The organism is Bombilactobacillus sp. ESL1092, assembly GCF_058107465.1.
This window is the reverse complement of sequence record NZ_CM176594.1, coordinates 241,664-266,890: the sequence shown is the minus strand read 5'-3', so window position 1 is coordinate 266,890 and position 25,227 is coordinate 241,664. Positions and strand designations below refer to the sequence as shown.

The following is a 25,227-nucleotide window of genomic DNA, read 5'->3' as shown; positions in this document are numbered from 1 at the left end:
GTTCATATGAGAGGCTTAAATTTGATATTTTTTATTTTAGTCATTATTTTAATCGTTGTGATGATCATTGGTATCATTTACTTTTATCAGAAAAATTTAAAAACTATTAATCAGTTAACGGCACAATTTGATCAGCTCAAAGAAGACAACCTAGATACTATTTTGGATCAAATAGCCGATTTAAAATTAACTGGCGCTAGTTTAGATCATTTTCAAAAAGATCGTTCAGCTTATCAAGCTAGCAAAAGCCAAATTATAGATCTACAAACACAATTGATTAGTATTTCAGAAAAGAATGCGAGTTTTCGGGTGTTAACGGCTTGGCATCAATTGAAGCATTTGACACAAATTCTTACGGAGCAGAAGCAAAAATTACTAACTGCTAATAAGGGCTTAAAACAATTATTTCAAAGTATTCAACAAAACCAGACGACATTAAAAGATTTGCAGACCAAAGTTCAACAACAACAACAGTTGTTAAATGATCGTGAAGAATTAGCTGATTTGGTCGTCCCTTTAAGTGAACAGTTAACACAAATCATGACGCAATTTGCACTCATTGAAGATAAAATTAATCAAGGTGACGCTTTGGCGGCCCAACAAGATCTACAACAAATTAAAGCTGCTTTAGCCAATTATCAGCAACAATTACAACAAGTGCAACAGCGTTTAAAGATTGATTATTCCGAACAATTAAAAGAGTTACAAGCAGCGGAAAAGAAGATGCAATTTACCAGTATCAAAATGACTGATCCGCAGATTAGTACGGAATTAAAAGACATTAAGCAATTACTGCAACAAATGCATTTGTTACTGGTGAAATTAAATTTTGACGAATTTGATCAGCTTAATCAGCAAGTCCAGGATAAAATTGACTATTTATATCATCGAATTACACAGGAATGGCGAGATAAACGCAAAGTTCAGCGTAATCAACCAGTAGTTGGCGATTTTATCCGGCATGCTGAACGTCAAAATCGGTTACTCAAACAAAAAATTAATCAGTTATTAGACGAGTACGTTGTGAATGAAGGCGAGCGGCAGCTAGCCAATTCCTATTCACAAAAAATTGCTCAGATTAAAACTGAATATCAAAAGCAATTGAAATTGATTCGGGATGAACAGGCTATTTTTTCCCAGGTTTGGCAACAGTTACAACAATTAAATCAACAATTACAAGATATCGAGCAACAACAAATTAAGATTGAGCAAAATTTAGATGGTTTAGTAGATGGCAGATCTGTGGCAACTAATTCTTATCAAGAATTTACGATTAAGTTAGATCATTTACAACGCCAAGTAGCTGTTTTGCACTTGCCTGGAACATCGAAAGACTATCAAAAATATTCTGCCATGGTTACAAAGGAAGTTAATAAAGTCGGGAAAATGTTAAAACAATTGCCGATAGATGTTGAAGAATTGACCAAGCAATTATTTGTGACACAAGAAGATTTAAATAATTTTGAACAGTTAACCCAGCAATTACTTGCTGATGTACAAATTACTGGGCGCCTGTTACAATATGCTAATAGATATGTTGCAACGGTACCCGAAGTAAAAACTGCTGCTCAAAAGGCCCAGATGCAGTATGATCAAGAATTTGATTATCATCAGGCCGTACAAACGATTGCTACAGCTTTAGAGAAAGTTGAGCCAGGAGCAGTGCAACGAATTGAAGATTTGTATTATTCAGATTATCCTCAAAAGTCCTAAGCTTCGTAGTTAGGATTTTTTTCTTGGGATTGGGAGTGTTGAAGCTTTATGATTTATTTTGATAATAGTGCCACCACCTTAGTTGAACCATCAGTTTTAAAAACTTATCAACAGGTGAGTCATGATTTTTGGGGCAATCCTTCGAGTTTGCATCATTTAGGAGATAAGTCGACCCAAATTTTAGAGGCAGCGCGCCACCAAATTGCCACTAGTTTGGGTTGTGATAGTGATGAAATATATTTTACTAGCGGTGGTTCCGAGGGTGACAATTGGATTATTAAGGGGACTGCTTTAGAAAAGCAGGTTTTTGGAAAACATATTATTTCCTCACAAATTGAACATCCCGCGGTGACTAATACTTTGCATCAATTAGAAAAGTTAGGCTTTGAGGTCACTTACTTACCGGTCGATAAAAGCGGTCATGTTCAGGTCGCTGATGTTCAACAAGCATTGCGTAAAGACACGATCTTGGTAACGATTATGGCCGTGAATAATGAAGTGGGCGCAATTCAACCGATTAAGGCGATTGGTGATTTACTGAAAGCTTATCCTAATGTTCATTTTCATGTGGATGCTGTACAAACAGTTGGTAAAAATTTACGTTCACAATTAATGCATCCTCGGATTGATTTTGCTACTTTTTCAGGTCATAAGTTTCATGCTCCGCGCGGCATTGGTTTTATTTATGCCAAAAAGCAACGGAAAATTGCGCCGCTAATTAATGGTGGCGGTCAAGAACAGAATTGGCGTGGTGGAACAGAAAATACACCCGCGATTGCCGCTATGGCCAGAGCTTGGCGTTTAGCCACAACTGATCAAGCAGCTAAAGCTAAAAAACAACAACAGTTGCGACAGATGTTATTTGATCATTTACAGACATTACCAAATGCTGTTATTTTTTCACAAATGGATGATAGTTTTGCACCGCATATTTTGTGTTTTGCGATCAAGGGTGTGCGTGGTGAAACGATTGTGCATGCTTTTGAAGAGTATGATATTTATTTATCCACAACTAGTGCATGTTCGTCACGAAACGGTGAAGAATCGATTACTTTAAAAGCAATGCACGTTCCAGATCAGATTGCGACTAGTGCGGTACGAGTGAGTTTGGATGAAATGAATACAGTTGCAGAAATGCAGCAGTTTATTGAAGCACTAGATAAAATTTATCAACATTTTCAAGTTTTAAATTAGGAGAGCCACAAATTTATGGAATATACAGAAATTATGGTACGCTACGGAGAATTATCGACTAAAGGCAAAAACCGCCGGAGTTTTATTGACCGTTTACATGGCAATGTCGAAAAAGTTTTACATCCGTATCCGCAAGTACGAATTCATCCCAAACGAGATCGCATGCATATTGCCTTAAATGGTGCTGATGCTCAAGGCGTTATGCAGCAGTTAAAATCGGTATTTGGCATTCAAAATTTTTCACCCAGTGTCCGGATTGCTAAGGACTTAACGGCCATTAAACAACTAGCTTTAGCGATGGTTCAAGAGCAATATAGCGGAACGCAAACTTTTAAAATTACTACTAAACGGGCCGATCATACGTTTGAGTATGATACGAATCAGATTAATTTGGCTGTAGGCGATTTTGTCAGTGAAAATTTACCAGATATTCAAGCAGAGATGCGCCAGCCCAATATTAAAATTCGGATTGAGATTCGGGTAGACGGAGCTTATTTATCCAGTCAGACCTATCAAGGCGCGGGCGGCTTACCAGTAGGAACCGCCGGTAAAGCGCAGCTAATGTTATCAGGGGGAATTGATTCACCAGTTGCTGGTTATTTGGCGCTAAAACGCGGTGTTGATATTGAGATGGTGCATTTTTATAGTCCGCCTTATACGAGTGAACATGCTTTACAAAAGGCAAAGGATCTAACTGTGAAGTTAGCCAAATATGCTGGTCATATTCAGTTTATTCAAGTACCTTTTACGGAAATCCAGGAAACGATTAAGCAGCAAGTTCCTGAGGGATACTTGATGACTGTTCAACGGCGTTTTATGTTACGTTTGACAGACTTGATTCGCCAACAACGTCAAGGCTTGGCCATTTTTAATGGTGAGTCGGTGGGGCAGGTAGCTTCTCAAACGTTAGAGAGTATGGCAGCGATCAATGATGTGACAACGACACCAATTGTCCGTCCGGTTGCTACGATGGATAAAACTGAAATCATTAAAATTGCTGAAGAGATTGATACTTTTGACTTGTCAATTCAACCATTTGAAGATTGCTGTACTATTTTTGCACCACCACGTCCAAAAACGAAGCCTAATTTACAAAAAGCCCGGCAATATGAAGCGTTGTTAGATGTTGATGGGCTAATTAAACGGGCCTTGGCTGGAATTGAAGTAACTAACATCACACCATTTGATAGTTTTTTACAACAAAAGGATGAAGAAATCGAATCTTTGCTGTAATAAAACTTGACGTGTTAACTTTTTTTTCTTATTATTAAATAAATATTAAAAAGCAATGAGCAAGAGGCTTTGAGCAGTTGATTTACAGCGAGACTATCATAGTGAGAGTTAGTCGGTGAACTAATCAAAGTAGTAACTTGTGAGCTTGTCTGAATGACCGGGAATCCGTTATCAAATTAAGATAAAGTCATTGACTTTAAATTAGGTGGTACCGCGTATGCCCACATTCGTCCTAAGTAATTAGGACGATTTTTTTATTTTAGGAGTTGAAAATATGTCTGAAGAATTTACAATGTCCGCTAAATATGATCATAATGAAGTTGAAGTGGGACGTTATCAACAATGGGTGGATGACGGTTTGTTTAAGCCCAGCGGTGATAAAAAAGCCAAGCCTTATTCGATTGTTATTCCACCACCAAATGTCACTGGTAAGTTACACTTGGGACATGCTTGGGATACAACCTTACAGGATATTTTGATTCGTCAAAAACGAATGCAAGGTTTTGATACATTATATTTACCGGGAATGGATCATGCCGGAATTGCGACCCAGGCCAAAGTCGAGGCTAAACTGCGTGCAGAAGGTAAGACTCGGTTTGACTTAGGGCGTGAGGCCTTTGTTGATGAAGTGTGGAAGTGGAAAGAAGAATATGCTCAAATTATCCGTTCACAATGGGCTAAGATGGGCTTGTCCTTAGACTATTCCCGCGAACGGTTTACCTTAGATGAAGGATTATCAAAAGCGGTGCGCAAGGTGTTTGTTGACCTTTATAACAAAGGTTTGATTTACCGTGGTGAGTATATTATTAATTGGGATCCCCAATTACAAACAGCTTTGTCAGATATTGAAGTTGAGCATCAAGACGATGCTGGAGCTTTTTATCATGTTAAGTATCCGTTTGCTGATGGTTCCGGTTTTATTGAAATTGCGACAACGCGTCCCGAAACGATGCCGGGAGATGTGGCAATTGCAGTGTATCCGGGAGATGAACGCTACCAAGATATCGTGGGTAAGGAAGTGATTCTACCATTATTTGGTCGCAAGTTACCAATTATTGAAGATCATTATGTTGATCCTGAATTTGGAACTGGGATGGTTAAAATTACGCCCGCACATGATCCTAATGACTTTAAAGTCGGTAATCGTCATAATCTAGAGCGGATTAATGTCATGAACGCTGATGGAACAATGAATGAGCAAGCCGGTAAATATGCGGGAATGGATCGTTTTGAGGCGCGTAAGGCAATGGTTCAAGATTTAAAGGATCAGGGCTATCTTCTTAGCGAAGAACCAATTACTCATAGTGTTGGGCATTCAGAACGTTCTGGAGTGCAAGTTGAACCCCGTTTATCCACTCAATGGTTTGTGAAGATGAAACCCTTAGCTGAGATGGTGTTAAAAAATCAACAAACTGACGGCAAAGTCCACTTTGTGCCTGAGCGTTTTGAACATACCTTTGAGCAATGGATGGAAAATGTCCATGATTGGGTAATTTCTCGGCAATTATGGTGGGGACATCGCATTCCCGCTTGGTATAATAAAACTACTGGTGAAATGTACGTAGGCGAAACTGAACCCAAAGATGCCGAAAATTGGGAACAAGATCCAGATGTGTTGGATACGTGGTTCTCTAGTGCATTGTGGCCGTTTTCCACTTTAGGTTGGCCAGATGAACAAAGTGCTGATTTTCAGCGGTATTTCCCAACCAATGCCTTAGTTACTGGATATGATATTATTTTCTTCTGGGTAGCACGGATGGTCTTTCAAGGGTTAGAGTTTACTGGCGAACGGCCCTTTAAAGATGTTTTGATTCACGGCTTAATGCGTGATGAAAAAGGCCGTAAGATGAGTAAGTCTTTAGGTAATGGGATTGACCCAATGGATGTCATTGATCAGTATGGTGTTGATGCACTCCGGTGGTTCTTAATTACTGGTTCTGCGCCTGGGCAGGATACGCGATTTAGTTACGAAAAAGTGGGCGCTGCTTGGAACTTTATTAATAAAATTTGGAACGCTAGTCGGTTTGTAATTATGAATTTAGCCGATACTCCGGCACCAAATACTATGCCTCAAGCACAACAACTAGATTTAGCTGACCAATGGATTTTGTCAGAATTAAATTCCACCGTAGAAAATGTTCTCCGATTGTCTGATAAGTACGAATTTGGTGAAGTCGGTCGCGCACTGTATAACTTTGTTTGGAATGAATTTTGTGATTGGTTCATCGAATTTAGTAAGGCCACGCTCAACGGAACTGATGAGACTAAGAAACAAAATAAACGCTATGTGTTAGCTTATGTTTTAGATCAAATTTTGCGTTTATTGCATCCTATTATGCCATTTGTCACTGAGAAAATTTGGTTAACGATGCCACATGAGGGTCAATCTTTGGTCGTTGCAAAATATCCACAAGTTCATCAAGAATTGGCACGGCCCCAAGCAGTGGAACAAATGCAAATTGTGATTGCGATTATTAAAGCCATTCGCCAGATCCGTTCTGAGGCCAATGCTCCCTTAGCGAACCCGATTGACATCTTAATTAAGCCGCAAGATACAACGAAGTTAGCTTTGATTCAAGCTAGCCAAGACTATATTGAACGCTTAGGCCATCCTAAAGATTTACAAATTGCCGTTGATTTAACGGCTCCCAAATTAGCGTTCAGTGCCGTTGTTGATGGAGCAGAGGTTTATGTACCATTAACGGAATTAGTCAACGTGCAAGATGAAATTGCGCGCCAAGAAAAGCAATTGGCTAAGATTCAAGTCGATATTGATTTCTTAAATAAAAAGTTAAGTAATCAAGGATTCGTTGATCACGCACCCCAAGCAGTGGTTGAACAACAACGAAATAAGTTGCAAGATAATCAAGAACGCTATGCTAAAATTCAAGCGCGCATTCAAGAATTGAAAAATAATTAGTTTTTATTGGAAAAGATAACGATAAGAGGTTGAGACCAAGGTCTTAGTCACTAATTGTAGTCAAAGTGCACAAAAGGCTTCTGGCGAACGATTGTGATTATAAGCATAGCGGTGGAAAGGCACGCTGGTCTCGCCTCTTTTTTGTGTAGTAAAAAAGGAGTAATGACATTGATTACTAATTATCAAGCGGCATTAGATTACATTCACAGCTTGCCCCACCTGCATCAACAAAATACGTTAATGTTTGTTAAGCGGGCTTTAGCCTACTTTGATAATCCCCAGAATCAAATCAAAACTGTCCATGTCACAGGAACTAACGGTAAAGGGACTACTTGTTATTATTTAACACAATTATTAGTGAAGAGTCATCAAAAAGTCGCCACTTTTGCTTCACCATATGTAGTAGACTTTACCGAGCGCTTCTTAATTAATGGTCAGCCGATCACTCCTCAAAAAATTATTGCCTTGACTAATCAAGTCAAACAAGCAGTGAGTGATTTACAGAAATTAGATGAGCAGTTTTATTTAGTTGAATTTGAATTTTTAGTAGTGATGATGTTCTTATTATGTGTCCAAGAAAGAGTAGATTATGGTGTTATTGAAGTCGGAATTGGGGCACAACATGATAAAACCAACGTGATTACACCTGAGCTATCGATTGTGACAAATGTAGCCATGGATCATTCTGCTTTGATTGGTCCGACACTATTGGATATTGCTCAAGAAAAAGCCGGAATTATTAAACCCCAGACGCCAGTGATTTTGGGGGCTTTAACTCCTGCTGTGCAACAAGTTTTTCTACAGCGGGCGCACCAATTAAAGGCCCCAGTTTATAGTTGGCGAAAGGATTTTCAAGCAACTGATATTCACGTTCAAGCTGTGCAAAAGACTAATTTTACTTGGTCCAATAAACAGTTTGTTTATAAAGATTTGCAATTAAAAACTTGTGCGCAATCACAAATTATTGACGTTGCTTTAGCATTACAAGCGTATCATTTGTTAATTTCTAATCCGCAGCCGGCAGTCATTCGGGCTAGTTTAAAAGTGCCCGGTTTGTTAGCACGGATGCAAGTTTTACAAAGTAAGCCCTTGGTAATTGTTGATGGTGCACATAATTTAGCAGCCATTCAACAGTTAATCAATGATTTACAGCCTATTAGGAAAAACCGTTCGTTAAAAATTTTGTATGCTGCGATGAATGATAAACAGCATCAAAAAATTTTACAGCAATTGGCCACGGTAGCTACAAAAATTGTGGTGACTAGTATGCCAGAAGCCCGGGCAGCGACTGCTCAAGATTATTGTTTACCGGCCAGCGCAACTTTTATTGAATCATGGCAAACATCGTTAGTACAAGCACTTCATGATTTACAAAATTCTGAGATCTTATTAATTTGTGGCTCACTACATTTTGCCGGAGAGGTGTTGCGTTATTACAAAGAAAAGTTTTGATTTTGCATAGTTTATTTTGAGGTGAAGAAAATGAACTTAGAGCAACGACTCGCGCAATGCGGTGGTCAAAACTTAACCTTATCACAATTATTGGTCAGGCTGTTAGCTGGTGACACTAACCAACAAACAGTGCAACATTTTGTGCAAATGGTGGCTTTTGAAAGTAATGATTTTAAAAATCTCGCAGTATTAGATAATTTTACTGATTTTAAATGGCGCCAATTTGATTCGAATTTAATTATTCAATTTCAAATTCTTTGGGAAACAGCCCAACGTTTGGTAGCCCAGCAGCAGTTAGTTGTGGGAGAAAAAATAACGATCGCACAATTAGCGCAGCATTTATTAACGAAATGGCGTCAATTACAACATGAAGAGTTAATCGGCTATTTTTTTAATAATCAAAGTCAGTTGTTATTAGAAAAAATTATTTTTAGAGGTTCATTACAACAAGCAGCTGCGCAACCGCGCGAAATTTTACGATTTGCTTTACAACTACCTTGCAGTCAATTGTTAATTGCGCATAAACATCCGAGTGGTAATCTCCAGCCATCTACCGCGGACATTATTTTTACACAAAGATTACAAAATTGTAGTAACTTGCTGGGAATTAAATTGCTGGATCATTTGATTATTGGCGACGATCAATTTAGCAGTTTTCAACGACTAGAATTATTGTAAAGATAATGCAATAAATATTTTTGAATTAAATTTTTGTATGATATACTTTAATAGATAGACTAAGTACTGTTATTTAAGGAGATAGTGTTTTGTTTGGAATGCGGTCACGAAAAGTAGGTATAGATTTAGGAACTGCGAATACAATTGTTTATGTTGATGGGCAAGGAATTGTTTTGCGTGAGCCCTCAGTAGTTGCCAAGAAGACGGCAACTGGTGAAATCGTTGCTGTAGGTGCTGAAGCTAGAGCAATGATTGGCAGAACTCCCGGAAGTATTAAAGCCATTCGGCCGATGAAAGATGGGGTTATTGCAGATTATGATACAACTGCAGCCATGATGAAGTACTTTTTGGATAAAGCAGTAGGCAATACCAAACCTGATGTGATGGTTTGTGTCCCTAGCGGCGTCACTGAAGTAGAAAAACGAGCAGTTATTGAAGCTACACAAAATGCTGGTGCTCAGGAAGCTTATCTAATTGAAGAACCGTTTGCTGCAGCCATTGGTGCTGGTTTACCAGTTATGGATCCAACCGGTAGCATGGTGGTCGATATTGGTGGTGGAACCACTGATGTGGCAACTATTTCTTTAGGTGGCATTGTGTCGAGTCGTTCTATTCGAATGGCTGGTGATAAATTTGATGAGTCCATCATTGCATATGTTCGTAAACAATTCAGTTTGTTAATTGGCGAACGGACTGCTGAACAACTCAAGATTGAAATTGGTTCAGCTTCATTACAAAGTGCAGAACAATTGGGAGACACGAGCATTCGGGGACGTGATTTAGTCAGTGGTTTGCCGAAGACCGTTGACTTGTCAGCAATTGATGTGGCGACCGCGATTCATGAAGACATTGAAGAAATTGTGACAGCTATTAAAGAAACTTTGGAAGCTACTTCTCCAGAAATTGCCGCAGATATTATTGACCATGGCATTGTTTTAACCGGTGGCGGCGCTTTATTAAAGAATTTGGCGGATGTTATTTCGGATTCGACGAAAGTTCCCGTTTTTGTGGCACAGGATTCTTTGGATTGTGTGGCCATTGGAACTGGTGAATCACTGAAAAATCTGGAAGTAATGAAGCGTAATAAATAATAGGTGGGGTAGCCCACTTTTTTAATTATCTGGAGGTTTGCAATGCGAAACTTTTTTTCTAATAAAAAGTTGATTATCATCATGTTAGTAGTCATTGCCACCTTCGGCATGATTGCTGCTTCAGTGACTTTTAGTGATCGTAAGTCACAACCATCAGTCATCCATCAGTTAGGAAATGATACAATTGGTGTTGTTGGTAACGTGATAGCTTATCCTGCTAATACGGTACGGAGTTGGGGAAGCGAAATCAGTGATTTAACAAAGACGTATCAAGAAAATCGGCATTTGAAAAAACAAATTGATGATTTAGCACAAACGAAAGCACAAAATAGTGTTTTAAAAAAAGAAAATCAAGATTTAAAAAAGCAAGTTAAATTGAATAAGACGTTAACTGATTACCATCAGATATCGGCTGCTGTGACAGCAAGATCACCTAATGAATGGCAAAACTATTTAATTATTAATAAAGGTTCGATTGCTGGTTTGAAAAAAAATATGCCGGTGATGTCCGGATCTGGCTTGGTTGGGCGAATTATTGAAGTTAATCGGACTAACTCCAAGGTTAGTTTAATTTCCACTGACAAATCATTAAGTAATAAATTTGCGGTCGAAATTGTCAAACCACATGGTAATGATGCGAGCGGAATTATTGGGCGTTACGATAAGGACAATAATTTGCTAGTTATGACCAATGTCACTTCTACTAAAGGCATTAAAACCGGTCAACAAGTGGTTACTTCTGGTCTGGGTGGTTTGACCCCTCGTGGTTTGTTTGTTGGTAAGGTAGTTGCCATGAAAAAGGATGATTATGGATTAGTCTCTTCAGTTTATGTGAAACCAGCAACAGATTTAAATAACTTTACGATTGTGACGGTTATTAGTCGAGATGTTTAAACAGATTGATTTGAGAAATAAGACTACTAAATATATTTTGCAAGTACTGTTATTATTAGTCGGCTTTTTTTTGGACGGCTTGTTAAAGCAATTTTTTGCAGTCTTTAATTTACCGTCTTTTCAAGTTTCAGTGCAGATCTTACTCATCATTATTGTTATGATGATTTTACGCGATCAACAAGTGGATAGCCACTTGTTTTGGTATACTCTAATTTTAGGGATTGTTTATGATTCTTATTATTCACATATTTTTGGTTTGTACACTATTGTGTTACCACTAGTGGGCTGGTTGACTAATAAGATTCGGAAATTTGTGCCGAAAACGCTTGTTTTTGAATGGTGTATTTATTTTATCAGTTTGACGGTTTCTTTAATTTATTTATTTTTGATTGGTAATTTTTTAAGTTTAATTACAGTAGATATTGCGCATTTTGTCACTGATTGGTTAGGTCCAACATTGTTAGTTAATTCCATCTTCTTTGTCATTTTGTATTATCCTTTGACCAAAGTTTTAGACTGGTTGATGTAAAATAAGTGGGGAGATTAGTATGAAGAGTGCAGTTTTGAAGGGAAAAGGTCAAACTTATTTCTTAGAAATTATTGACGGTAGTGATTTTTCAGAAGCTTTAATCCAGGTACAGGAGTTATTAAAGCAAATTCAAACGCAGACTCCCACGCAACAATCGCTAGATCTAACGGTCGATACTCAAACTCGGTGGTTAAATTTACAACAAAAAAAAGATTTAAAAGCGGTGATTGCGCAGTTTCCAGTATTTAAGTTACAGCAAATTATCAGTCAGGTGATTCCTAAAAGTGTTGTACAACAACATTTGCTTCAAGGACAATTGAAATTAGAAACGCGGATTATCCGTTCTGGACAAATTATGAATTACCCGGGAAATGTGTTGTTATTAGGTGACGTCCATGCAGGCGCACAAATTCGCGCTGCTGGTAGTGTTTTTGCAATCGGTTCTATTGAAGGAATTGTGTGTGCGGGTTATCCAAATAATGATACAGCTGTGGTCGTGGGTGATATGACGCATGCTAGTCAAGTTCGAATTTGTGATTTGATTCAAATTGTGTCGGATATTGATGATGCGAAGTTTGATGCTAAGTCTTTTTTCTATGTCAACGATTTGCATTCGTTAACAACAGCTTCACTTGATCAATTATTGAAGATTAGACCACAAATGGAAATTATTTTAAATTAGGGGGAGTTTGATGGGAACGTCAATTGTTGTCACTTCCGGTAAGGGCGGTGTCGGTAAAACTACAACTAGTGCTAACTTAAGTTTAGCTTTAGTACAAGCCGGTAAGCGAGTTTGCGCGGTAGATTTGGATGTTGGTTTGCGTAATCTTGATGCTATTTTAGGATTAAGTAATCGGATTATTTATGATTTGGATGACGTGTTGAATGATCGCGTTAACTTGATGCAGGCGTTGGTTCAACATCCCGATCATCCTCAAGATTTTTCGTTACTGGCTGCTTCACAAAATGTTGGACAGTCTAGTTTAAATATCTCCAAAATTAAAACTATTATTACTGAATTAAAACAAAATTTTGATTTTGTTATCTTGGATTGTCCTGCAGGAATTGAAACAGGTTTTAAAGCTGCGGTGGCGGTAGCTGATAGTGCAATTTTGGTCACGACCCCGGAGGTGGCAGCGGTTAGTGATGCTGATCGGGTGGTCGGTTTATTGGAGCAATCTAATTTAACTTACGGACTGCATTTAGTTATTAATCGAATTCGCTTACAGATGATTAAAAATGGTAAGTCTATGGATATTCAAAGTATCGTAAACCGCTTGTCAATTCCTTTAATTGGTGTTATCATCGATGATGATGAAGTAATCGCTACTTCTAATCAAGGTCAATCAATATTGCAGGAGAAGCTTGATAATCCAGCGGCCGTTGGTTATCAGAATTTGGCTCACCGGATTCTCGGTGATCAAATTCCATTAAATGAGATTAGTCTTAATCAAGAACAAGCAACTGCTAAAAAAGACGGTTTTTGGCGACGAGTATTTCATCATAATGAAAAATAAAATATTTAATTATGCGACAATGAACAAGATAGATATGTGCGCTAATTTAGAGAAGCTGTGGTTGGTGCAAACAGTTATTAGTGACAGCATAGAACACACTTGTGAGTCAAAAGGTTTAAAGCCCGTTCGGTTTAGCATCCGTTATTTTGTGCAGTTTATAACTGCCTAAGTTGTCAAATGTGAGTTTGGCAAAAAATGGGGTGGCACCGCGGAAAATTTCGTCCTCTTGAGTTTTTTAACTCAAGGGGATTTTTTAGTTGAAGGAGAAATTATGAAATATATTGGAGAAATTTTACCATCATTATTGAGTGGCACCAAAGTAACCGTGGAGTTATTCATTGGGACTTTAATCTGTTCGATTATTCTCGGAATTATTGTCGCTTTAGGGTTACGAAGTCGTTGGCATTTATTACGTTGGATTTTAGATGCTTACGTTTGGCTGATGCGAGGCACGCCATTATTGCTCCAATTAATCTTTATTTTTTATGGATTACCAACGATTGGCATTGTTTTTGAACGGATGACAGCCGCTTTCGTAGCTTTTATTTTAAATTATACAGCTTATTTTGCTGAAATTTTTCGTGGGGGGTTGCAGGCGGTTAGTCAAGATCAGCGTGAAGCAACAGCCTTATTAGGATTATCGTCATGGCAAAGTTTTCGCTTTGTGATCTTGCCACAAGTAGTCAAAATCGTCTTACCATCCATGGGTAATGAAGTTATTAACTTGATCAAAGATTCGTCATTAGTTTATGTATTAGGAATTGGTGATTTATTACGGGCAGGTAATGTGGCCACAGCGCGTGACGTCACGTTGGTCCCCTTAATTTTAGTTGGTATTATTTATTTAATTATGACAGGGGTTTTGACATTAATACAAAATTGGATTGAACGGAGATTTTCATACTATGAATAGACAACCGAAATTACAACTGAAACAAATTACTAAAACTTTTGGCGATAAATTAGTTTTAGACAATATTAACTTACAAGTATTGCCCGGACAAATACTATCAATTGTCGGTCCCAGTGGGGTTGGTAAAACCACGTTATTAAGAACTATTCTGGGATTGGAAAGTGTAGATCACGGCGAGTTCTTCTTGGACGGACAGCCGTTTACACCGCAAGATCATAGTCAAAATAACGTGGGGGTTGTCTTTCAAGATTATCGACTATTTCCTAATTTAAGTGTTTTGGATAATTTACTACTGGCCCCCATTCAAGTTCAAAAACGCTCGAAACAACAAGCTCTGCAAAAAGCTCAAGAGTTGTTAGATTTATTACAAATCGCACCGCAAGCTAAGCTTTATCCGTTTCAATTGTCCGGAGGTCAGAAACAACGAGTAGCAATTGCCCGAGCTTTAATTTTAGAACCCAAAATTTTATGTTACGATGAACCGACGAGCGCACTGGACGCACAGAATCGGCAACAAGTCACTAACTTATTACGCAAATTTCAGGCCGACCAAATGACGCAACTAGTTGTGACGCACGATTTAGATTTTGCTCAGCAAGTTTCTGATCAAACATTTGAGTTGAGGACAAGCAAATGAAAAAAATTTGTAAATATTTAATTTTATTAAGCTTGTTAGTATTTGTTGGCGGGTGTCAGCAAAACACGCACCGGATTGGTAGTAGTAATAATACATTAATTGTGGGCTTGGATGATTCTTATGTACCTATGGGATTTGTGAAAAAGTCGGGCCAATTAACTGGCTTTGACGTTGATCTGGCCAAATTAGTTGGCAAAACCATTCATCGAAAAATTATTTTTCAACCGATTGACTGGTCCATGAAAGAAACGGAATTACGCAACGGAACGATTGATTTAATCTGGAATGGTTATACTAAAACGCCGCAACGTGCTAAGAAAGTCGCCTTTTCACGGCCGTATTTAAAAGATGAACAAGTTATCGTTGTCAAAAAGGCTTCAGGGGTTCACCAAATTAAGCAATTAACGGGAAAAACTTTAGGAACCCAATCTGGCTCAGTGGGTTATTCCGATTTAATGCAGCAACCGCGTTTATTGAAGAATAAAATTAAAAATCAAACGCCGGTTTTGTATGATAATATCGAAAATGGTTTTTTGGATTTAAAAGCAGGACGAATTCAAGGCTTTTTATTTGATCGGGTGTTTGCTGAATACTATTTAGCCCATACTAAAAATGCACAGCAATTTCAAATTTTGGATACGCCGTTTCCCACTGAAAGTTTTGCAGTTGGGATGCGCAAACAAGATACGCAGACGCAGCATTTGATTAATTCAACATTGCGGAAATTAAAAACCAATGGTCAATTGAAAAAATTGAGCGAGAAATGGTTTCAACAAGATATTTCTGAGTAAACTTGTAGTAATATAAAAAAGGATGAAGTTTATACGACCTCATCCTTTTCTTCTGGTCAGTTTAGAAACCACCCATGACAGCAGGAATTACTACACCAGCGATGGTTACAATAATCATGGCCCAAACAAAAATCTGCGTAATTATAGTAAAAACACTTTTCTTTTTTTTCTTCAAAAAACTTCACCTGAAATCTTTCATATTGGAATTATCTTACTTGAATCTTCAGAAAAAAGCAACTATCACTAATCATGAACATATGTTCGAGCTATTAGCGATAGTTTTTTGACAAAAAAGACTAAATTAGAATATTTTTTACTGATTAGTGGTGCTAAAAGTGAGATTGTGGTAACATTCATACAGAGAAGTGGGACCAATATACCTACTTTTAATAGTAGTGAGTTATTTTTTTACAGATAATTTGTGACAAAATTATTTTTAATTAAATGATTGTTCGGTTTATCTTTAATGTAGAATCTTACTTTTATATTAATAATTATTTTTAGGTGGTATTATGTTCCAACATAAAACAGTGCTCTTAAATCCGACTGTCGATGCTTTACAAGTTCATGATGGTGGTGTTTATATTGATGCCACTTTTGGTCGTGGCGGTCACACACGTTATTTATTAAGTCAGGGTCATCATTTAACAGTGATTGCTTTTGATCGTGATCAAGAAGCCATTTTAGTAGGTCAAGCTTTACGTCAAACAACTAATGAAGAAACTGATAATCATTTAGAATTAGTGATGGCTAATTTTGCGGATTTAAAAGAGCAGCTAGCAGCGTTAGGTATTACGACGGTCGATGGGATCTTATACGATTTGGGGGTCTCTTCACCACAGTTTGACGATCCTCAACGTGGTTTTAGTTATCGCTACGATGCGCGATTAGATATGCGGATGGATCAAAGCCAAGAATTAGATGCTTATCAAATTGTTAATACTTATTCAGCTGCTCAGCTAGCAAACATTTTTCAACGTTACGGTGATGAACGCTTTGCTAAGCGCATTGCCCAGGCAATTACTCGACAGCGTTTAAACCAACCAATCACAACGACCTTTGAATTAGTTGATTTAATCGAAGCTTGTTTGCCAGCGCCAGCGCGTCGAAAAATGAAGAAGCATCCTGCTAAAAAAGTTTTTCAGGCTTTACGAATTGCGGTTAATGATGAGTTAGCATCGTTAGATCAATCTTTAGAAGCGGCGATTGATTTGTTAAAATTAAACGGTTTTCTGAGTGTCATTACTTTTCAATCATTAGAGGACAAAATTGTGAAACAGGTTTTTCGGCGTCACAGTGAAGTTAATGTTCCACGCGATTTACCGGTTATTCCTCCAGAAATGCAACCAGAATTGAAAGTTATTACCAGAAAGCCGATTTTACCTAGTTCAACTGAAATTGAACAAAACCACCGTGCTCATAGTGCGCATTTACGAGTAGCTCAAAAGATTAAATAAACAAGATTAGGAATCGAGATAGTTGAATGGAACCCAATACTGTACGTCAATTAGACTCTTTAACTGAAACTAAAACTCAGACTAATAAAGTACAAACAGCTGTAGAATTAAACACTAAAAGTGTGCCTTTTTCCGGGTTTGAAAAAAGTTTGGTTTGTTTAATTGGCTTAATCGTAATTATCATGATGTATGGTTTGGTTCATTTACGAACACAGACAATTGTTCAGCAGCATCATGCCCAGGACCTGGCTGAACAAACCCAAAAAGTATTAAATTCGAACACAGATTTACATCAAGAAATTATTGAGTTAAGTAATTCAGGTCGACTGTTAAAGATTGCTCAAAAACACAATTTACAGTTACATTCTGATAATATTAGGAATATTTCTAAATGAGTCAAAAGTTTAATTCTAATAATGACAAAATCAATATCAGCAAGGCAAGACGTGATCGAAGAATTATCGGCCGATTCTTCCTTCTTGTTATTGCCTTATTTTTTATAGTTTGCTTGGTGCGGTTTAGTTACATCGCACTGAGTGGGCATGTCGGTAGTGTTGACTTAACACGGCGCACAGAGCAAAAATACCGCCATAAAAGAGTTCTATCATCTAAGCGGGGCAATATTTATGCGGATGATGGTTCTAAGATTGCTTATAGTGATCAATCGTACGAATTATTTGTCGTTTTGGATCATACATATAAAGGAGCTGGTGGTAAACCTCTATATGTTCAAAACAAAAAACATACGGCTCAGGTTTTGAGTCAGTATATTCCACTGAGTCAGAAAAAAATCTTACAAATCTTGCACCCCCAAAACCGGCATGTGTTTCAAGTGGAATTTGGTTTAGCGGGGCAAAAGATTAGTTTGAGTGTTAAAAAAGCAATTGAGAAACACCATCTCCCGGGGGTTTATTTTGATGCAGTACCGGATAGATCATATCCTAACGGCACTTTTGCGTCTAATACGATTGGTTTAGCACAAGTTGGTCGTCACGCTCAGCGCGCCAAAGATCAAGGCCTAATGGGATTAGAAAGTTTTTATGATAAGATTTTACAAGGTAAAAATGGCTATGAGGTTCGTTATACTGATCCTGAAGGTTATACGCTGCCACAAACGCATAAGAAAACAGTGCTGCCGGTGCAGGGGGATAACGTCTATACGACGATTGATGTTAATTATCAACATTATTTAGAACAGTTACTGACCAAGGTTTATCAAGAATATCGACCCCAATCCATGCAGGCTATTGTGACCGATCCTAAAACAGGACATATTTTAGCTATTTCACAGCGACCGACTTTTGATCCTCAAACTCAGAACAATCTGATGCATTCTTGGCGAAATATTAATTTACAAGATAGCTATGAGCCAGGATCAGTTTTTAAAGTTTTGACTTTGGCAGCTTCTATTAACTCACATCATTACAATCCTAATCAATATTATCGTTCCGGGGCAATCACTATTGGCGGACGAACTATCCATGATTGGAATACCAGTGGGTGGGGCGAGATCCCCTTTAATCAAGCTTTTCCACGTTCGAGTAATGTCGGAATGGTTGCTTTGGAGCAACAAATGGGTGCGAAAACTTGGCTAAAATATATGCATAAATTTAAAATTGGCCAGTTAACGCATATTAATTTGCCTGGTGAAGTAGCTGGTCAAATTAATTTTCAGCATGCTTCTGATCAAGCCATTACTGCTTTTGGTCAAAGTGTTTCGGTGACCGGCATGCAAATGGTGCAAGCTTTGGGCGCAATTGGTAATCATGGCAAAATGATGCAGCCCCAACTAGTTAGTCGCATTGAAAATCCCAATAACGGTTCTGTTCAAACGATTAAACCCAAACAAGTTGGACAGCCAGTGACGGACCAAACGACTAAACAGGTTCTAGCTGCAATGCGCGAAGTGGTCCAAGATAGTTACGGCACGGGCACAGTTTATAAAATTCCTGGTCAAGATGTTGCAGTTAAAACGGGGACAGCACAAATTTCGGGGACTAACGGCTATTTAACTGGCAGTAATGATTATCTATATTCGGTGGCTGGCTTAGCACCGGCCAAATCACCTAAGTATTTAGTTTATATTACGATGGAGAAACCGAGTGTGATGACTAAGGCTCCTGAACAAATGTTGTCTGAAGTCTTTAATCCGATGATGCAACGATTGTTAGGAACCGGTAAAATAGAAAATGTACAATCGGATAATACTGCAATTACGATGCCTGAATTATCCAATCAAAATTTAACTACGGTGCAACAAGCGCTACAAAAGCAACAGTTAAAGGTTGGTATTGTCGGCACCGGTTCCAAGGTAGTACAACAGTTGCCGAGTGCTAAAGCAGCTGTGACACCTGATCAACGTGTCATTTTGTTAACCAATGGCGCAATGACTATGCCTGATGTTCATGGTTGGTCGAAAAACGATTTATTAAAATTAGCCGATATTACTGGTAAAAAGATCGTGATTAAAGGTCAAGGTTATGCGGTGCGGCAAAGTGTGCCACCGCAGGCAGTGTTGAATAGTGTGAAGGAAGTAGTTATTCATCTGAAACAAAAATAAAGCGAGGATTGAGAAATGAATTTGGGTAAAATGATAATCCCATTAATTAGCAGTTTAATTTTGGTAGTAATTTTTATGCCACTATTTATCAAGGTGATGTTGTCTAATCGTGAAGGTCAACAAATCCGTGAAGAAGGTCCTAGTTGGCAAGAATATAAAGCCGGTACCCCGACAATGGGAGGCGTGATCTTTTTATTGGCGATGGTGCTGACTAATATTTGGGTTGGAACATGGTTGGAATTATTTACTAATTCCTTGATGCTGATTAGTTTAATGCTCCTACTGTTTGGCTTAATTGGTTTTTTAGATGATTTTATTAAATTAAAAAATCATCGTAATTTAGGTTTATTGGCTTGGCAAAAATCCTTATTACAGCTGTTATTTGCAATAGTTTTTTGCGGACTCTATCTTTACTATCAATTACCAACAGATTTACAATTTTTTGGTTATATTTTTCATTCTCTGATTATTTATGTAATTTTTATGCTAGTTTGGTTGGTTGGCTTTTCTAATGCGGTTAATTTAACGGACGGTTTGGATGGTTTAGTAACTGGGTTAACGATCATTGCTTATTTGACTTATGCTTATATTGCATACAAACAAACTAACTTTGATGTTGTTGTAGCTTGTTTAAGTGTTGTTGGCGCAATGATTGGCTTTATGATTTTTAATCATAAACCGGCTAAAATTTTTATGGGCGATGTTGGTTCCTTAGCTTTAGGTGCTGGCTTAGCAGCTGTTTCTTTGGTGTTAGGAATACCGTGGTCATTATTGTGGATCGGAATTGTATTTGTTGTGGAAACGGCGAGCGTGATGATCCAAGTGTCTGTGTTTAAAACAACAGGGCATCGAGTGTTTAAGATGTCGCCAATTCATCATCATTTTGAAATGTTGGGCTGGTCAGAATGGAAAGTTGTGTTAGTTTTTTGGGCAGTTGGTCTATTGGCAGCATTAAGTTATATAATCATATTTGTGAGTTAAGGAGGACTTAATGAAAGAGATTAATGATTATCAAGGTCAAAAAGTGCTAATTTTGGGTTTGGCCAAAAGTGGTTTTAATGCAGCGTTATTACTAAACAAATTAGGTGCAACTTTAACTATTAATGATCAACAAGACAGTTCGGAAGCCCAACAATTACGGGATCGGGGACTGAAAGTGCTTACGGGTAGTAATCCAGTTTCATTACTGGAGCAGGATTTTGATTTGATCGTTAAAAATCCGGGTATTTCGTATGAATTACCTTTAGTCAAGGCGGCAATGGAACGCAATATTCCTATTATTACAGAACCGGAACTGGCTTACGAAGTCTCGTCAGCACCTTTTGTGGGAGTAACTGGAACTAATGGTAAAACCACAACGACGACTTTAATTCAGTTAATTTTAGACCAAGAACGGGCAGCTGGACACGCTTATAAAGCAGGTAATATTGGCATCCCTGTCTCGCAGGTGGTACAACAAGCAACTCCTGTTGATGATATTGTAGTTGAATTGTCCAGTTTTCAATTATTAGGCGTTACCAAGTTACGTCCGAAGATTGCGGTACTGAACAATATTTATGAAGCACATTTGGATTACCATAAAACGCGAGAGAATTATGTGCGGGCCAAAATGAAAATTACACAAAATCAAACTGCAGCCGATTACTTTGTGGTGAATTTTGATCAAGAAGAATGGCGAACTTTAAGCCAGCAAACCCAAGCACGGGTAGTGCCTTTTTCACGGTTGGACGTTAGTGAACAAGGAGCTTATCAAAAAGGGCAGACACTCTATTTCCGGCAGGAAGCAATCATTGATGTTGATCAAATTGTGCTACCCGGACAACATAATATTGAAAATTGTTTAGCAGCGATTGCTGTGGCTAAGTTAATGGGTAAATCTAATCAAGCTATTAAACAAGTTTTAACTACTTTTCAAGGGGTTAAGCACCGGATTCAGTTTGTTAAACAATTACATGGTCGTAAAATTTATAATGATTCTAAAGCAACTAATATTGAAGCAACCATTGTGGCATTGCAAGCTTTTAAGCAACCATTAGTTTTAATTGCCGGTGGATTAGATCGCGGTTTTGAATTTGATGACTTAGTTGAACAATTACGTCATGTTAAAGCCATTGTGTTATACGGTCAGACGAAATATTTAATGCAAAAGGCTGCACAAAAGGCGGGAGTCGCAACTATTAAACTAGTTGATAATTTAGATGAAGCGGTACCTTTAGCCTATCAATTAACGGCACCAGGGGATGTTTTGTTATTATCACCGGCAGCTGCTAGTTGGGATCAATTTGCAACTTTTGAACAACGGGGCGATCAATTTATCAGTGATGTTGAAAAACTGAATTAGGATGGTTAATTATGAGAATAATTGTATCTGGTGGCGGAACTGGTGGGCATATTTATCCAGCTTTAGCTTTAATTAAGCGATTGAAAGAACGACATTTAGTGAGCGAAGTTTTGTACGTCGGCACTGAGGCAGGCTTAGAGCAAAAAATTATTACGCAAGAAAATATTCCGTTTCAAACTTTGCGTCTGCAAGGTTTCAAGCGTAAATTGTCCTGGCATAATGTTCAAACTTTATGGCTATTTGCTAAGAGTATTCAGCAAGCTAAAAAAATTGTTACTGATTTTCAACCAGATATTGTAGTAGGGACTGGGGGCTACGTTTCTAGTGCAATTGTGTTAGCTGCCCACCTAAAAAAAATTCCGACGGTCATCCATGAACAAAATTCAGTAGCTGGTCTAACTAATAAATTTTTGGGGCATTTTGTGGATCGGATTGCGTATGCTTTCGAGGATGTGGTAGGGCAATTTAAGGAAAAATCTAAATTAGTATTTACGGGTAATCCTCGGGCACAAGAAGTAGCTAAGTTGCAACCTAATCAACGCTTACAAGAATTTGGTTTGGATCCAAAACAACCTACTGTTATGATTTTTGGTGGTAGTCGTGGGGCTCGTCCAATCAATGAAGCAGTAGTTGCTAGCTGGGATTATTTCAGTCAAGCAGCATTTCAAGTTTTATTTGTGACTGGACAAGTACATTATGATAAAGTACGTTCGCAGTTGCCACAGCAACTGGCCGCCAATGTGCAAGTAGTTGCTTATATTGATGATATGCCAGCTATTTTACCTGATTTAGCGTTGATCGTTGGGCGCAGTGGTGCGACCTCCATTGCTGAATTAACAGCTTTAGGAATTCCAGCGATTTTTATTCCTAGTCCTTATGTCACTAACGATCACCAAACTAAGAATGCCCAATCATTGGTCAAAGAGCATGCTGCTTTGTTGTTACCTGAATCAGAATTGACCGCTGCTAGTTTGGAACAATTGTTGACTAAAACAGTAAATGATTCCCAACTATTACACCAAATGTCTATGCATGCCCGCCAATGGGGGGTAGCTGATGCTAGTGATCGGTTAATTCAGGTCTTATTAGACTTGATTACTACTGAGAAGTAGATTGATGAAAAAAAATAAGTCCAATGAATTATTACAATTTAAAAATCAATATCATCGCTCACAATCGGAAGCCACTAAGTCGCAGACTTATCACCAGCGGTTGCACAAAATATTACCCGGAAGTTTAATTATGCTAGGCTTAGTTAGCTTAATCTTAATGATTGGCTATTTATTTTCGCCGTTGGGTCATGTCCAAAAAATTTCAGTTGTGGGAGTTAACTATTTAGGTGCGCAACAAGTAATTGATGCCTCCAGAATTGATAAAAATACATTAGTGCTGCAGACATTAGTTGAACGTTCCAAAATTGAAAAGCAGATTAAAACCAAAGTGCCTTTAATTAAAAAAATCAGTTATCATTATCAACAATTTAATCAATTAACTTTTACAGTTCAGGAATATCAAACCGTCGGTTTTATTACAAAAAAGCAAGGCTATTATCGTGTTTTGGAGAACCAGCAATTAGTTAATCAAAAGTTGAAACAACCCATTGGTAATTTTCCTGTTTACCAAAACTTGAATACTAAAGTTACGTTAAAGCAAGTGGTTAAATTATACCTGTCTTGCTCGCCAAGTTTACGGAGTGATATTTCAGAAATTCACGGTAGTAAAAATACGAAGGAACATCCCTATCGGGTCAACTTATATATGAATGATGGTAATTTGGTCGTAGGGGATATTCGCACTTTAGCTGCTAAACTCAAATATTATCCTGCTATTTCGAAAACTATGTCTAAAAATGGTGTTATTAATTTGGAAGTGGGGGCTTATTCAAAACCTTTTGGTACAGCAGGTCTGAAGGTGGAATAGTTCTAAAAACTTTGGTATCATTAATTTAATAGGTTTATCCATTAGTAAATCTGAAAATGTTGTAGGAGGATCATAGAATGGATGATTCACGAATCATTGTTAGTTTAGACATTGGAACCACGTCAATGAAAGTAGTGGTGGCCAATGTTACAAACTCACAAGCTAATATTATTGGCGTGGGAAGTGCCCATTCGCAAGGAATGAATCGCGGAACGATAGTGGACATTGATCAAGCAGCAATAGCGATTGGTGAAGCCGTAAAAAAAGCTGCCTCGCAATCTAATACTGAAATCAGCGATGTAGTGGTTGGTCTTCCTGCTAATGGTTTACAAATATTTAAAGCACATAGCATGATTGCTTTAAATGAACCCTCTAAAGAGATTACTGCTGCTGATGTGCAAAAAGTAATTACAGCTTCCATGGTCCAAACTTTGACCCCTGAATTAGAATTTGTGGCGCTGTTACCAGATAATTTTTGTGTAGATGGTTTTAAAAATATTAAGGATCCGCGCGGCATGATTGGTAGTCGCTTAGAGTTTAATGGCATTTTATATGCGTTACCGAAATCTATCATTCATAATATGCAGCGTGCAATTCAAAAAGCAGGTTTAAATATTATTTATGAAGTTTTAGCGCCTTTGGCTTTGAGTAAGGTAGCTTTAGATAAAGGTGAGCGTAACTTCGGTGCAGTAGTTATTGATTTAGGTGGTGGTCAAACTTCGGCCTCCATTATTCATGATAATAAATTGAAATTTACAGCGATTGATCCAGAAGGCGGTAATTTGGTAGCTCACGATATTTCTGTGGTTTTAAATACAACGTTGGACAATGCTGAAAAGTTACAACATTATTATGGTAATGCTGATGTGGGAGCAGAAATGGCGGAGGAAACCATCCCCGTGGAAGTCGTTGGTCAAGATCAACCGCAAAACATCTCCAGTCAGTACTTAGCTTCGATTATTGCTGCACGAATGCAACAAATTTTTCAACGGTTGCAGCAAGGATTAACTAGTATTCACGCCCAAGATTTACCAGGTGGAGTCATTTTGACGGGTGGTTTGGCTGAAATGGCGGGAGTCAATACTTTAGCACAGCAAATTTTAAAAATGAAAACTAAAACATTTATTCCGGAACAAATGGGATTACGGCATCCGGCTTTTACTGAAGGGCTAGGTTTGGTATTATATGCACAAGGGTTAAATGATTTGGATTTGATTGCTTATAATGTTGTTCATACTTCTAAAGGTATGACAGCAGTTAAAGCAGATACAAATCGTCCTGATTCTTTAGACAATATTAAAACAACGCCAGTCAAAGAAAAATCGCATAAATCAAGAACAACTAGTGAAAAAATTAAAAACTTTTGGAGTCGTTTTTTTGATTAAAA

At 37.9% G+C, this 25,227-nt stretch carries 23 protein-coding genes; 22 read left to right on the top strand and 1 reads right to left on the bottom strand.

Features of this window, described 5'->3' with window-relative positions; genetic code table 11:
- The first annotated feature begins 21 nt into the window (after window positions 1–21).
- The 14 genes from AC3B6Y_RS01330 to AC3B6Y_RS01265 all read left to right on the top strand — a co-directional run bounded on the left by AC3B6Y_RS01330 (window position 22) and on the right by AC3B6Y_RS01265 (window position 15,562).
- Window positions 22–1,713 (top strand): septation ring formation regulator EzrA, encoded by a 1,692-nt coding sequence (locus AC3B6Y_RS01330; RefSeq protein ID WP_489791189.1) that lies wholly within the window; start codon window positions 22–24, stop codon window positions 1,711–1,713.
- A gap of 48 nt (window positions 1,714–1,761) precedes the next feature.
- Window positions 1,762–2,907 (top strand): cysteine desulfurase family protein, encoded by a 1,146-nt coding sequence (locus AC3B6Y_RS01325; protein ID WP_489791188.1) that lies wholly within the window; start codon window positions 1,762–1,764, stop codon window positions 2,905–2,907.
- Window positions 2,908–2,922: 15 nt separating this feature from the next.
- Window positions 2,923–4,140 (top strand): tRNA uracil 4-sulfurtransferase ThiI, encoded by a 1,218-nt coding sequence (gene thiI, locus AC3B6Y_RS01320; RefSeq protein ID WP_489757805.1) that lies wholly within the window; start codon window positions 2,923–2,925, stop codon window positions 4,138–4,140.
- A gap of 274 nt (window positions 4,141–4,414) precedes the next feature.
- A complete protein-coding gene (locus tag AC3B6Y_RS01315; RefSeq protein ID WP_489791187.1) occupies window positions 4,415–7,060 on the top strand; it encodes a valine--tRNA ligase in 2,646 nt (881 codons plus the stop codon).
- Window positions 7,061–7,228: 168 nt separating this feature from the next.
- Window positions 7,229–8,512, top strand: coding sequence for a bifunctional folylpolyglutamate synthase/dihydrofolate synthase (locus tag AC3B6Y_RS01310; RefSeq protein ID WP_489757807.1), 1,284 nt, complete (start codon window positions 7,229–7,231; stop codon window positions 8,510–8,512).
- A 30-nt stretch (window positions 8,513–8,542) separates the two neighbouring features.
- Window positions 8,543–9,190 (top strand): JAB domain-containing protein, encoded by a 648-nt coding sequence (locus AC3B6Y_RS01305; protein WP_489757808.1) that lies wholly within the window; start codon window positions 8,543–8,545, stop codon window positions 9,188–9,190.
- Between the two features lie 98 nt (window positions 9,191–9,288).
- The gene (locus tag AC3B6Y_RS01300; protein ID WP_489791485.1) at window positions 9,289–10,281 is read left to right on the top strand and encodes a rod shape-determining protein; all 993 of its coding nucleotides are present in this window, start codon (window positions 9,289–9,291) and stop codon (window positions 10,279–10,281) included.
- Window positions 10,282–10,323: 42 nt separating this feature from the next.
- Window positions 10,324–11,175, top strand: a complete 852-nt coding sequence (mreC, locus tag AC3B6Y_RS01295) for a rod shape-determining protein MreC (RefSeq protein ID WP_489757809.1) — start codon at window positions 10,324–10,326, stop codon at window positions 11,173–11,175.
- Window positions 11,168–11,704 carry a rod shape-determining protein MreD gene (gene mreD / locus AC3B6Y_RS01290; protein WP_489769697.1) on the top strand — a complete coding sequence of 179 codons (537 nt, stop codon included), beginning with the start codon at window positions 11,168–11,170 and terminating at the stop codon, window positions 11,702–11,704. The genes mreC and mreD overlap by 8 nt, the downstream gene beginning before the upstream one ends.
- Before the next feature lie 19 nt (window positions 11,705–11,723).
- Window positions 11,724–12,386, top strand: coding sequence for a septum site-determining protein MinC (locus AC3B6Y_RS01285; protein WP_489757811.1), 663 nt, complete (start codon window positions 11,724–11,726; stop codon window positions 12,384–12,386).
- 10 nt (window positions 12,387–12,396) lie between these two features.
- On the top strand, window positions 12,397–13,221 hold the full coding sequence (gene minD, locus AC3B6Y_RS01280) for a septum site-determining protein MinD (RefSeq protein WP_489757812.1): 825 nt from the start codon (window positions 12,397–12,399) through the stop codon (window positions 13,219–13,221).
- A 271-nt stretch (window positions 13,222–13,492) separates the two neighbouring features.
- Window positions 13,493–14,134 carry an amino acid ABC transporter permease gene (locus tag AC3B6Y_RS01275; RefSeq protein WP_489757813.1) on the top strand — a complete coding sequence of 214 codons (642 nt, stop codon included), beginning with the start codon at window positions 13,493–13,495 and terminating at the stop codon, window positions 14,132–14,134.
- Window positions 14,127–14,771, top strand: a complete 645-nt coding sequence (locus AC3B6Y_RS01270; protein WP_489790292.1) for an amino acid ABC transporter ATP-binding protein — start codon at window positions 14,127–14,129, stop codon at window positions 14,769–14,771. The genes AC3B6Y_RS01275 and AC3B6Y_RS01270 overlap by 8 nt, the downstream gene beginning before the upstream one ends.
- Window positions 14,768–15,562: an amino acid ABC transporter substrate-binding protein gene (locus AC3B6Y_RS01265; RefSeq protein ID WP_489757815.1), complete on the top strand. Its 795-nt coding sequence runs from the start codon at window positions 14,768–14,770 to the stop codon at window positions 15,560–15,562. Before AC3B6Y_RS01270 ends, AC3B6Y_RS01265 begins: the two co-directional genes overlap by 4 nt.
- A gap of 61 nt (window positions 15,563–15,623) precedes the next feature.
- On the opposite strand, the gene AC3B6Y_RS01260 is transcribed toward AC3B6Y_RS01265, so the two are convergent.
- On the bottom strand, window positions 15,624–15,737 hold the full coding sequence (locus AC3B6Y_RS01260; RefSeq protein ID WP_489757816.1) for a DUF4044 domain-containing protein: 114 nt from the start codon (window positions 15,735–15,737) through the stop codon (window positions 15,624–15,626).
- A 334-nt stretch (window positions 15,738–16,071) separates the two neighbouring features.
- On the opposite strand from AC3B6Y_RS01260, the gene rsmH reads away from it, so the two are divergent.
- The 8 genes from rsmH to ftsA all read left to right on the top strand — a co-directional run bounded on the left by rsmH (window position 16,072) and on the right by ftsA (window position 25,225).
- Window positions 16,072–17,019: a 16S rRNA (cytosine(1402)-N(4))-methyltransferase RsmH gene (gene rsmH / locus AC3B6Y_RS01255; RefSeq protein ID WP_489791484.1), complete on the top strand. Its 948-nt coding sequence runs from the start codon at window positions 16,072–16,074 to the stop codon at window positions 17,017–17,019.
- Between the two features lie 26 nt (window positions 17,020–17,045).
- Window positions 17,046–17,414 (top strand): cell division protein FtsL, encoded by a 369-nt coding sequence (ftsL, locus tag AC3B6Y_RS01250; protein WP_489757817.1) that lies wholly within the window; start codon window positions 17,046–17,048, stop codon window positions 17,412–17,414.
- The gene (locus AC3B6Y_RS01245) at window positions 17,411–19,579 is read left to right on the top strand and encodes a penicillin-binding transpeptidase domain-containing protein (RefSeq protein ID WP_489757818.1); all 2,169 of its coding nucleotides are present in this window, start codon (window positions 17,411–17,413) and stop codon (window positions 19,577–19,579) included. Before ftsL ends, AC3B6Y_RS01245 begins: the two co-directional genes overlap by 4 nt.
- 15 nt (window positions 19,580–19,594) lie before the next feature.
- Complete coding sequence (mraY, locus tag AC3B6Y_RS01240) at window positions 19,595–20,560, top strand: phospho-N-acetylmuramoyl-pentapeptide-transferase (RefSeq protein WP_489791186.1); 966 nt, start codon at window positions 19,595–19,597, stop codon at window positions 20,558–20,560.
- A 10-nt stretch (window positions 20,561–20,570) separates the two neighbouring features.
- Entirely contained in the window at window positions 20,571–21,920 is a 1,350-nt protein-coding gene (gene murD, locus AC3B6Y_RS01235) for a UDP-N-acetylmuramoyl-L-alanine--D-glutamate ligase (protein ID WP_489791185.1), read from the top strand.
- Window positions 21,921–21,931: 11 nt separating this feature from the next.
- Entirely contained in the window at window positions 21,932–23,032 is a 1,101-nt protein-coding gene (gene murG, locus AC3B6Y_RS01230) for an undecaprenyldiphospho-muramoylpentapeptide beta-N-acetylglucosaminyltransferase (protein ID WP_489791184.1), read from the top strand.
- A gap of 4 nt (window positions 23,033–23,036) precedes the next feature.
- Window positions 23,037–23,840 carry a cell division protein FtsQ/DivIB gene (locus tag AC3B6Y_RS01225; protein WP_489791183.1) on the top strand — a complete coding sequence of 268 codons (804 nt, stop codon included), beginning with the start codon at window positions 23,037–23,039 and terminating at the stop codon, window positions 23,838–23,840.
- Window positions 23,841–23,917: 77 nt separating this feature from the next.
- The gene (ftsA, locus tag AC3B6Y_RS01220) at window positions 23,918–25,225 is read left to right on the top strand and encodes a cell division protein FtsA (RefSeq protein ID WP_489791182.1); all 1,308 of its coding nucleotides are present in this window, start codon (window positions 23,918–23,920) and stop codon (window positions 25,223–25,225) included.
- The last annotated feature ends 2 nt before the right edge of the window (window positions 25,226–25,227 follow it).

Coding starts and splice junctions, on each gene's coding strand:
- AC3B6Y_RS01325 (WP_489791188.1), top strand. CDS start 1,762: ATGATTTATTTTGATAATAGTGCCACCACCTTAGTTGAACCATCAGTT.
- AC3B6Y_RS01225 (WP_489791183.1), top strand. CDS start 23,037: ATGAAAAAAAATAAGTCCAATGAATTATTACAATTTAAAAATCAATAT.
- thiI (WP_489757805.1), top strand. CDS start 2,923: ATGGAATATACAGAAATTATGGTACGCTACGGAGAATTATCGACTAAA.
- ftsL (WP_489757817.1), top strand. CDS start 17,046: ATGGAACCCAATACTGTACGTCAATTAGACTCTTTAACTGAAACTAAA.
- minD (WP_489757812.1), top strand. CDS start 12,397: ATGGGAACGTCAATTGTTGTCACTTCCGGTAAGGGCGGTGTCGGTAAA.
- AC3B6Y_RS01270 (WP_489790292.1), top strand. CDS start 14,127: ATGAATAGACAACCGAAATTACAACTGAAACAAATTACTAAAACTTTT.
- mreC (WP_489757809.1), top strand. CDS start 10,324: ATGCGAAACTTTTTTTCTAATAAAAAGTTGATTATCATCATGTTAGTA.
- AC3B6Y_RS01275 (WP_489757813.1), top strand. CDS start 13,493: ATGAAATATATTGGAGAAATTTTACCATCATTATTGAGTGGCACCAAA.
- AC3B6Y_RS01305 (WP_489757808.1), top strand. CDS start 8,543: ATGAACTTAGAGCAACGACTCGCGCAATGCGGTGGTCAAAACTTAACC.
- AC3B6Y_RS01285 (WP_489757811.1), top strand. CDS start 11,724: ATGAAGAGTGCAGTTTTGAAGGGAAAAGGTCAAACTTATTTCTTAGAA.
- AC3B6Y_RS01300 (WP_489791485.1), top strand. CDS start 9,289: ATGCGGTCACGAAAAGTAGGTATAGATTTAGGAACTGCGAATACAATT.
- AC3B6Y_RS01315 (WP_489791187.1), top strand. CDS start 4,415: ATGTCTGAAGAATTTACAATGTCCGCTAAATATGATCATAATGAAGTT.
- ftsA (WP_489791182.1), top strand. CDS start 23,918: ATGGATGATTCACGAATCATTGTTAGTTTAGACATTGGAACCACGTCA.
- murG (WP_489791184.1), top strand. CDS start 21,932: ATGAGAATAATTGTATCTGGTGGCGGAACTGGTGGGCATATTTATCCA.
- mreD (WP_489769697.1), top strand. CDS start 11,168: ATGTTTAAACAGATTGATTTGAGAAATAAGACTACTAAATATATTTTG.
- AC3B6Y_RS01245 (WP_489757818.1), top strand. CDS start 17,411: ATGAGTCAAAAGTTTAATTCTAATAATGACAAAATCAATATCAGCAAG.
- mraY (WP_489791186.1), top strand. CDS start 19,595: ATGAATTTGGGTAAAATGATAATCCCATTAATTAGCAGTTTAATTTTG.
- AC3B6Y_RS01265 (WP_489757815.1), top strand. CDS start 14,768: ATGAAAAAAATTTGTAAATATTTAATTTTATTAAGCTTGTTAGTATTT.
- murD (WP_489791185.1), top strand. CDS start 20,571: ATGAAAGAGATTAATGATTATCAAGGTCAAAAAGTGCTAATTTTGGGT.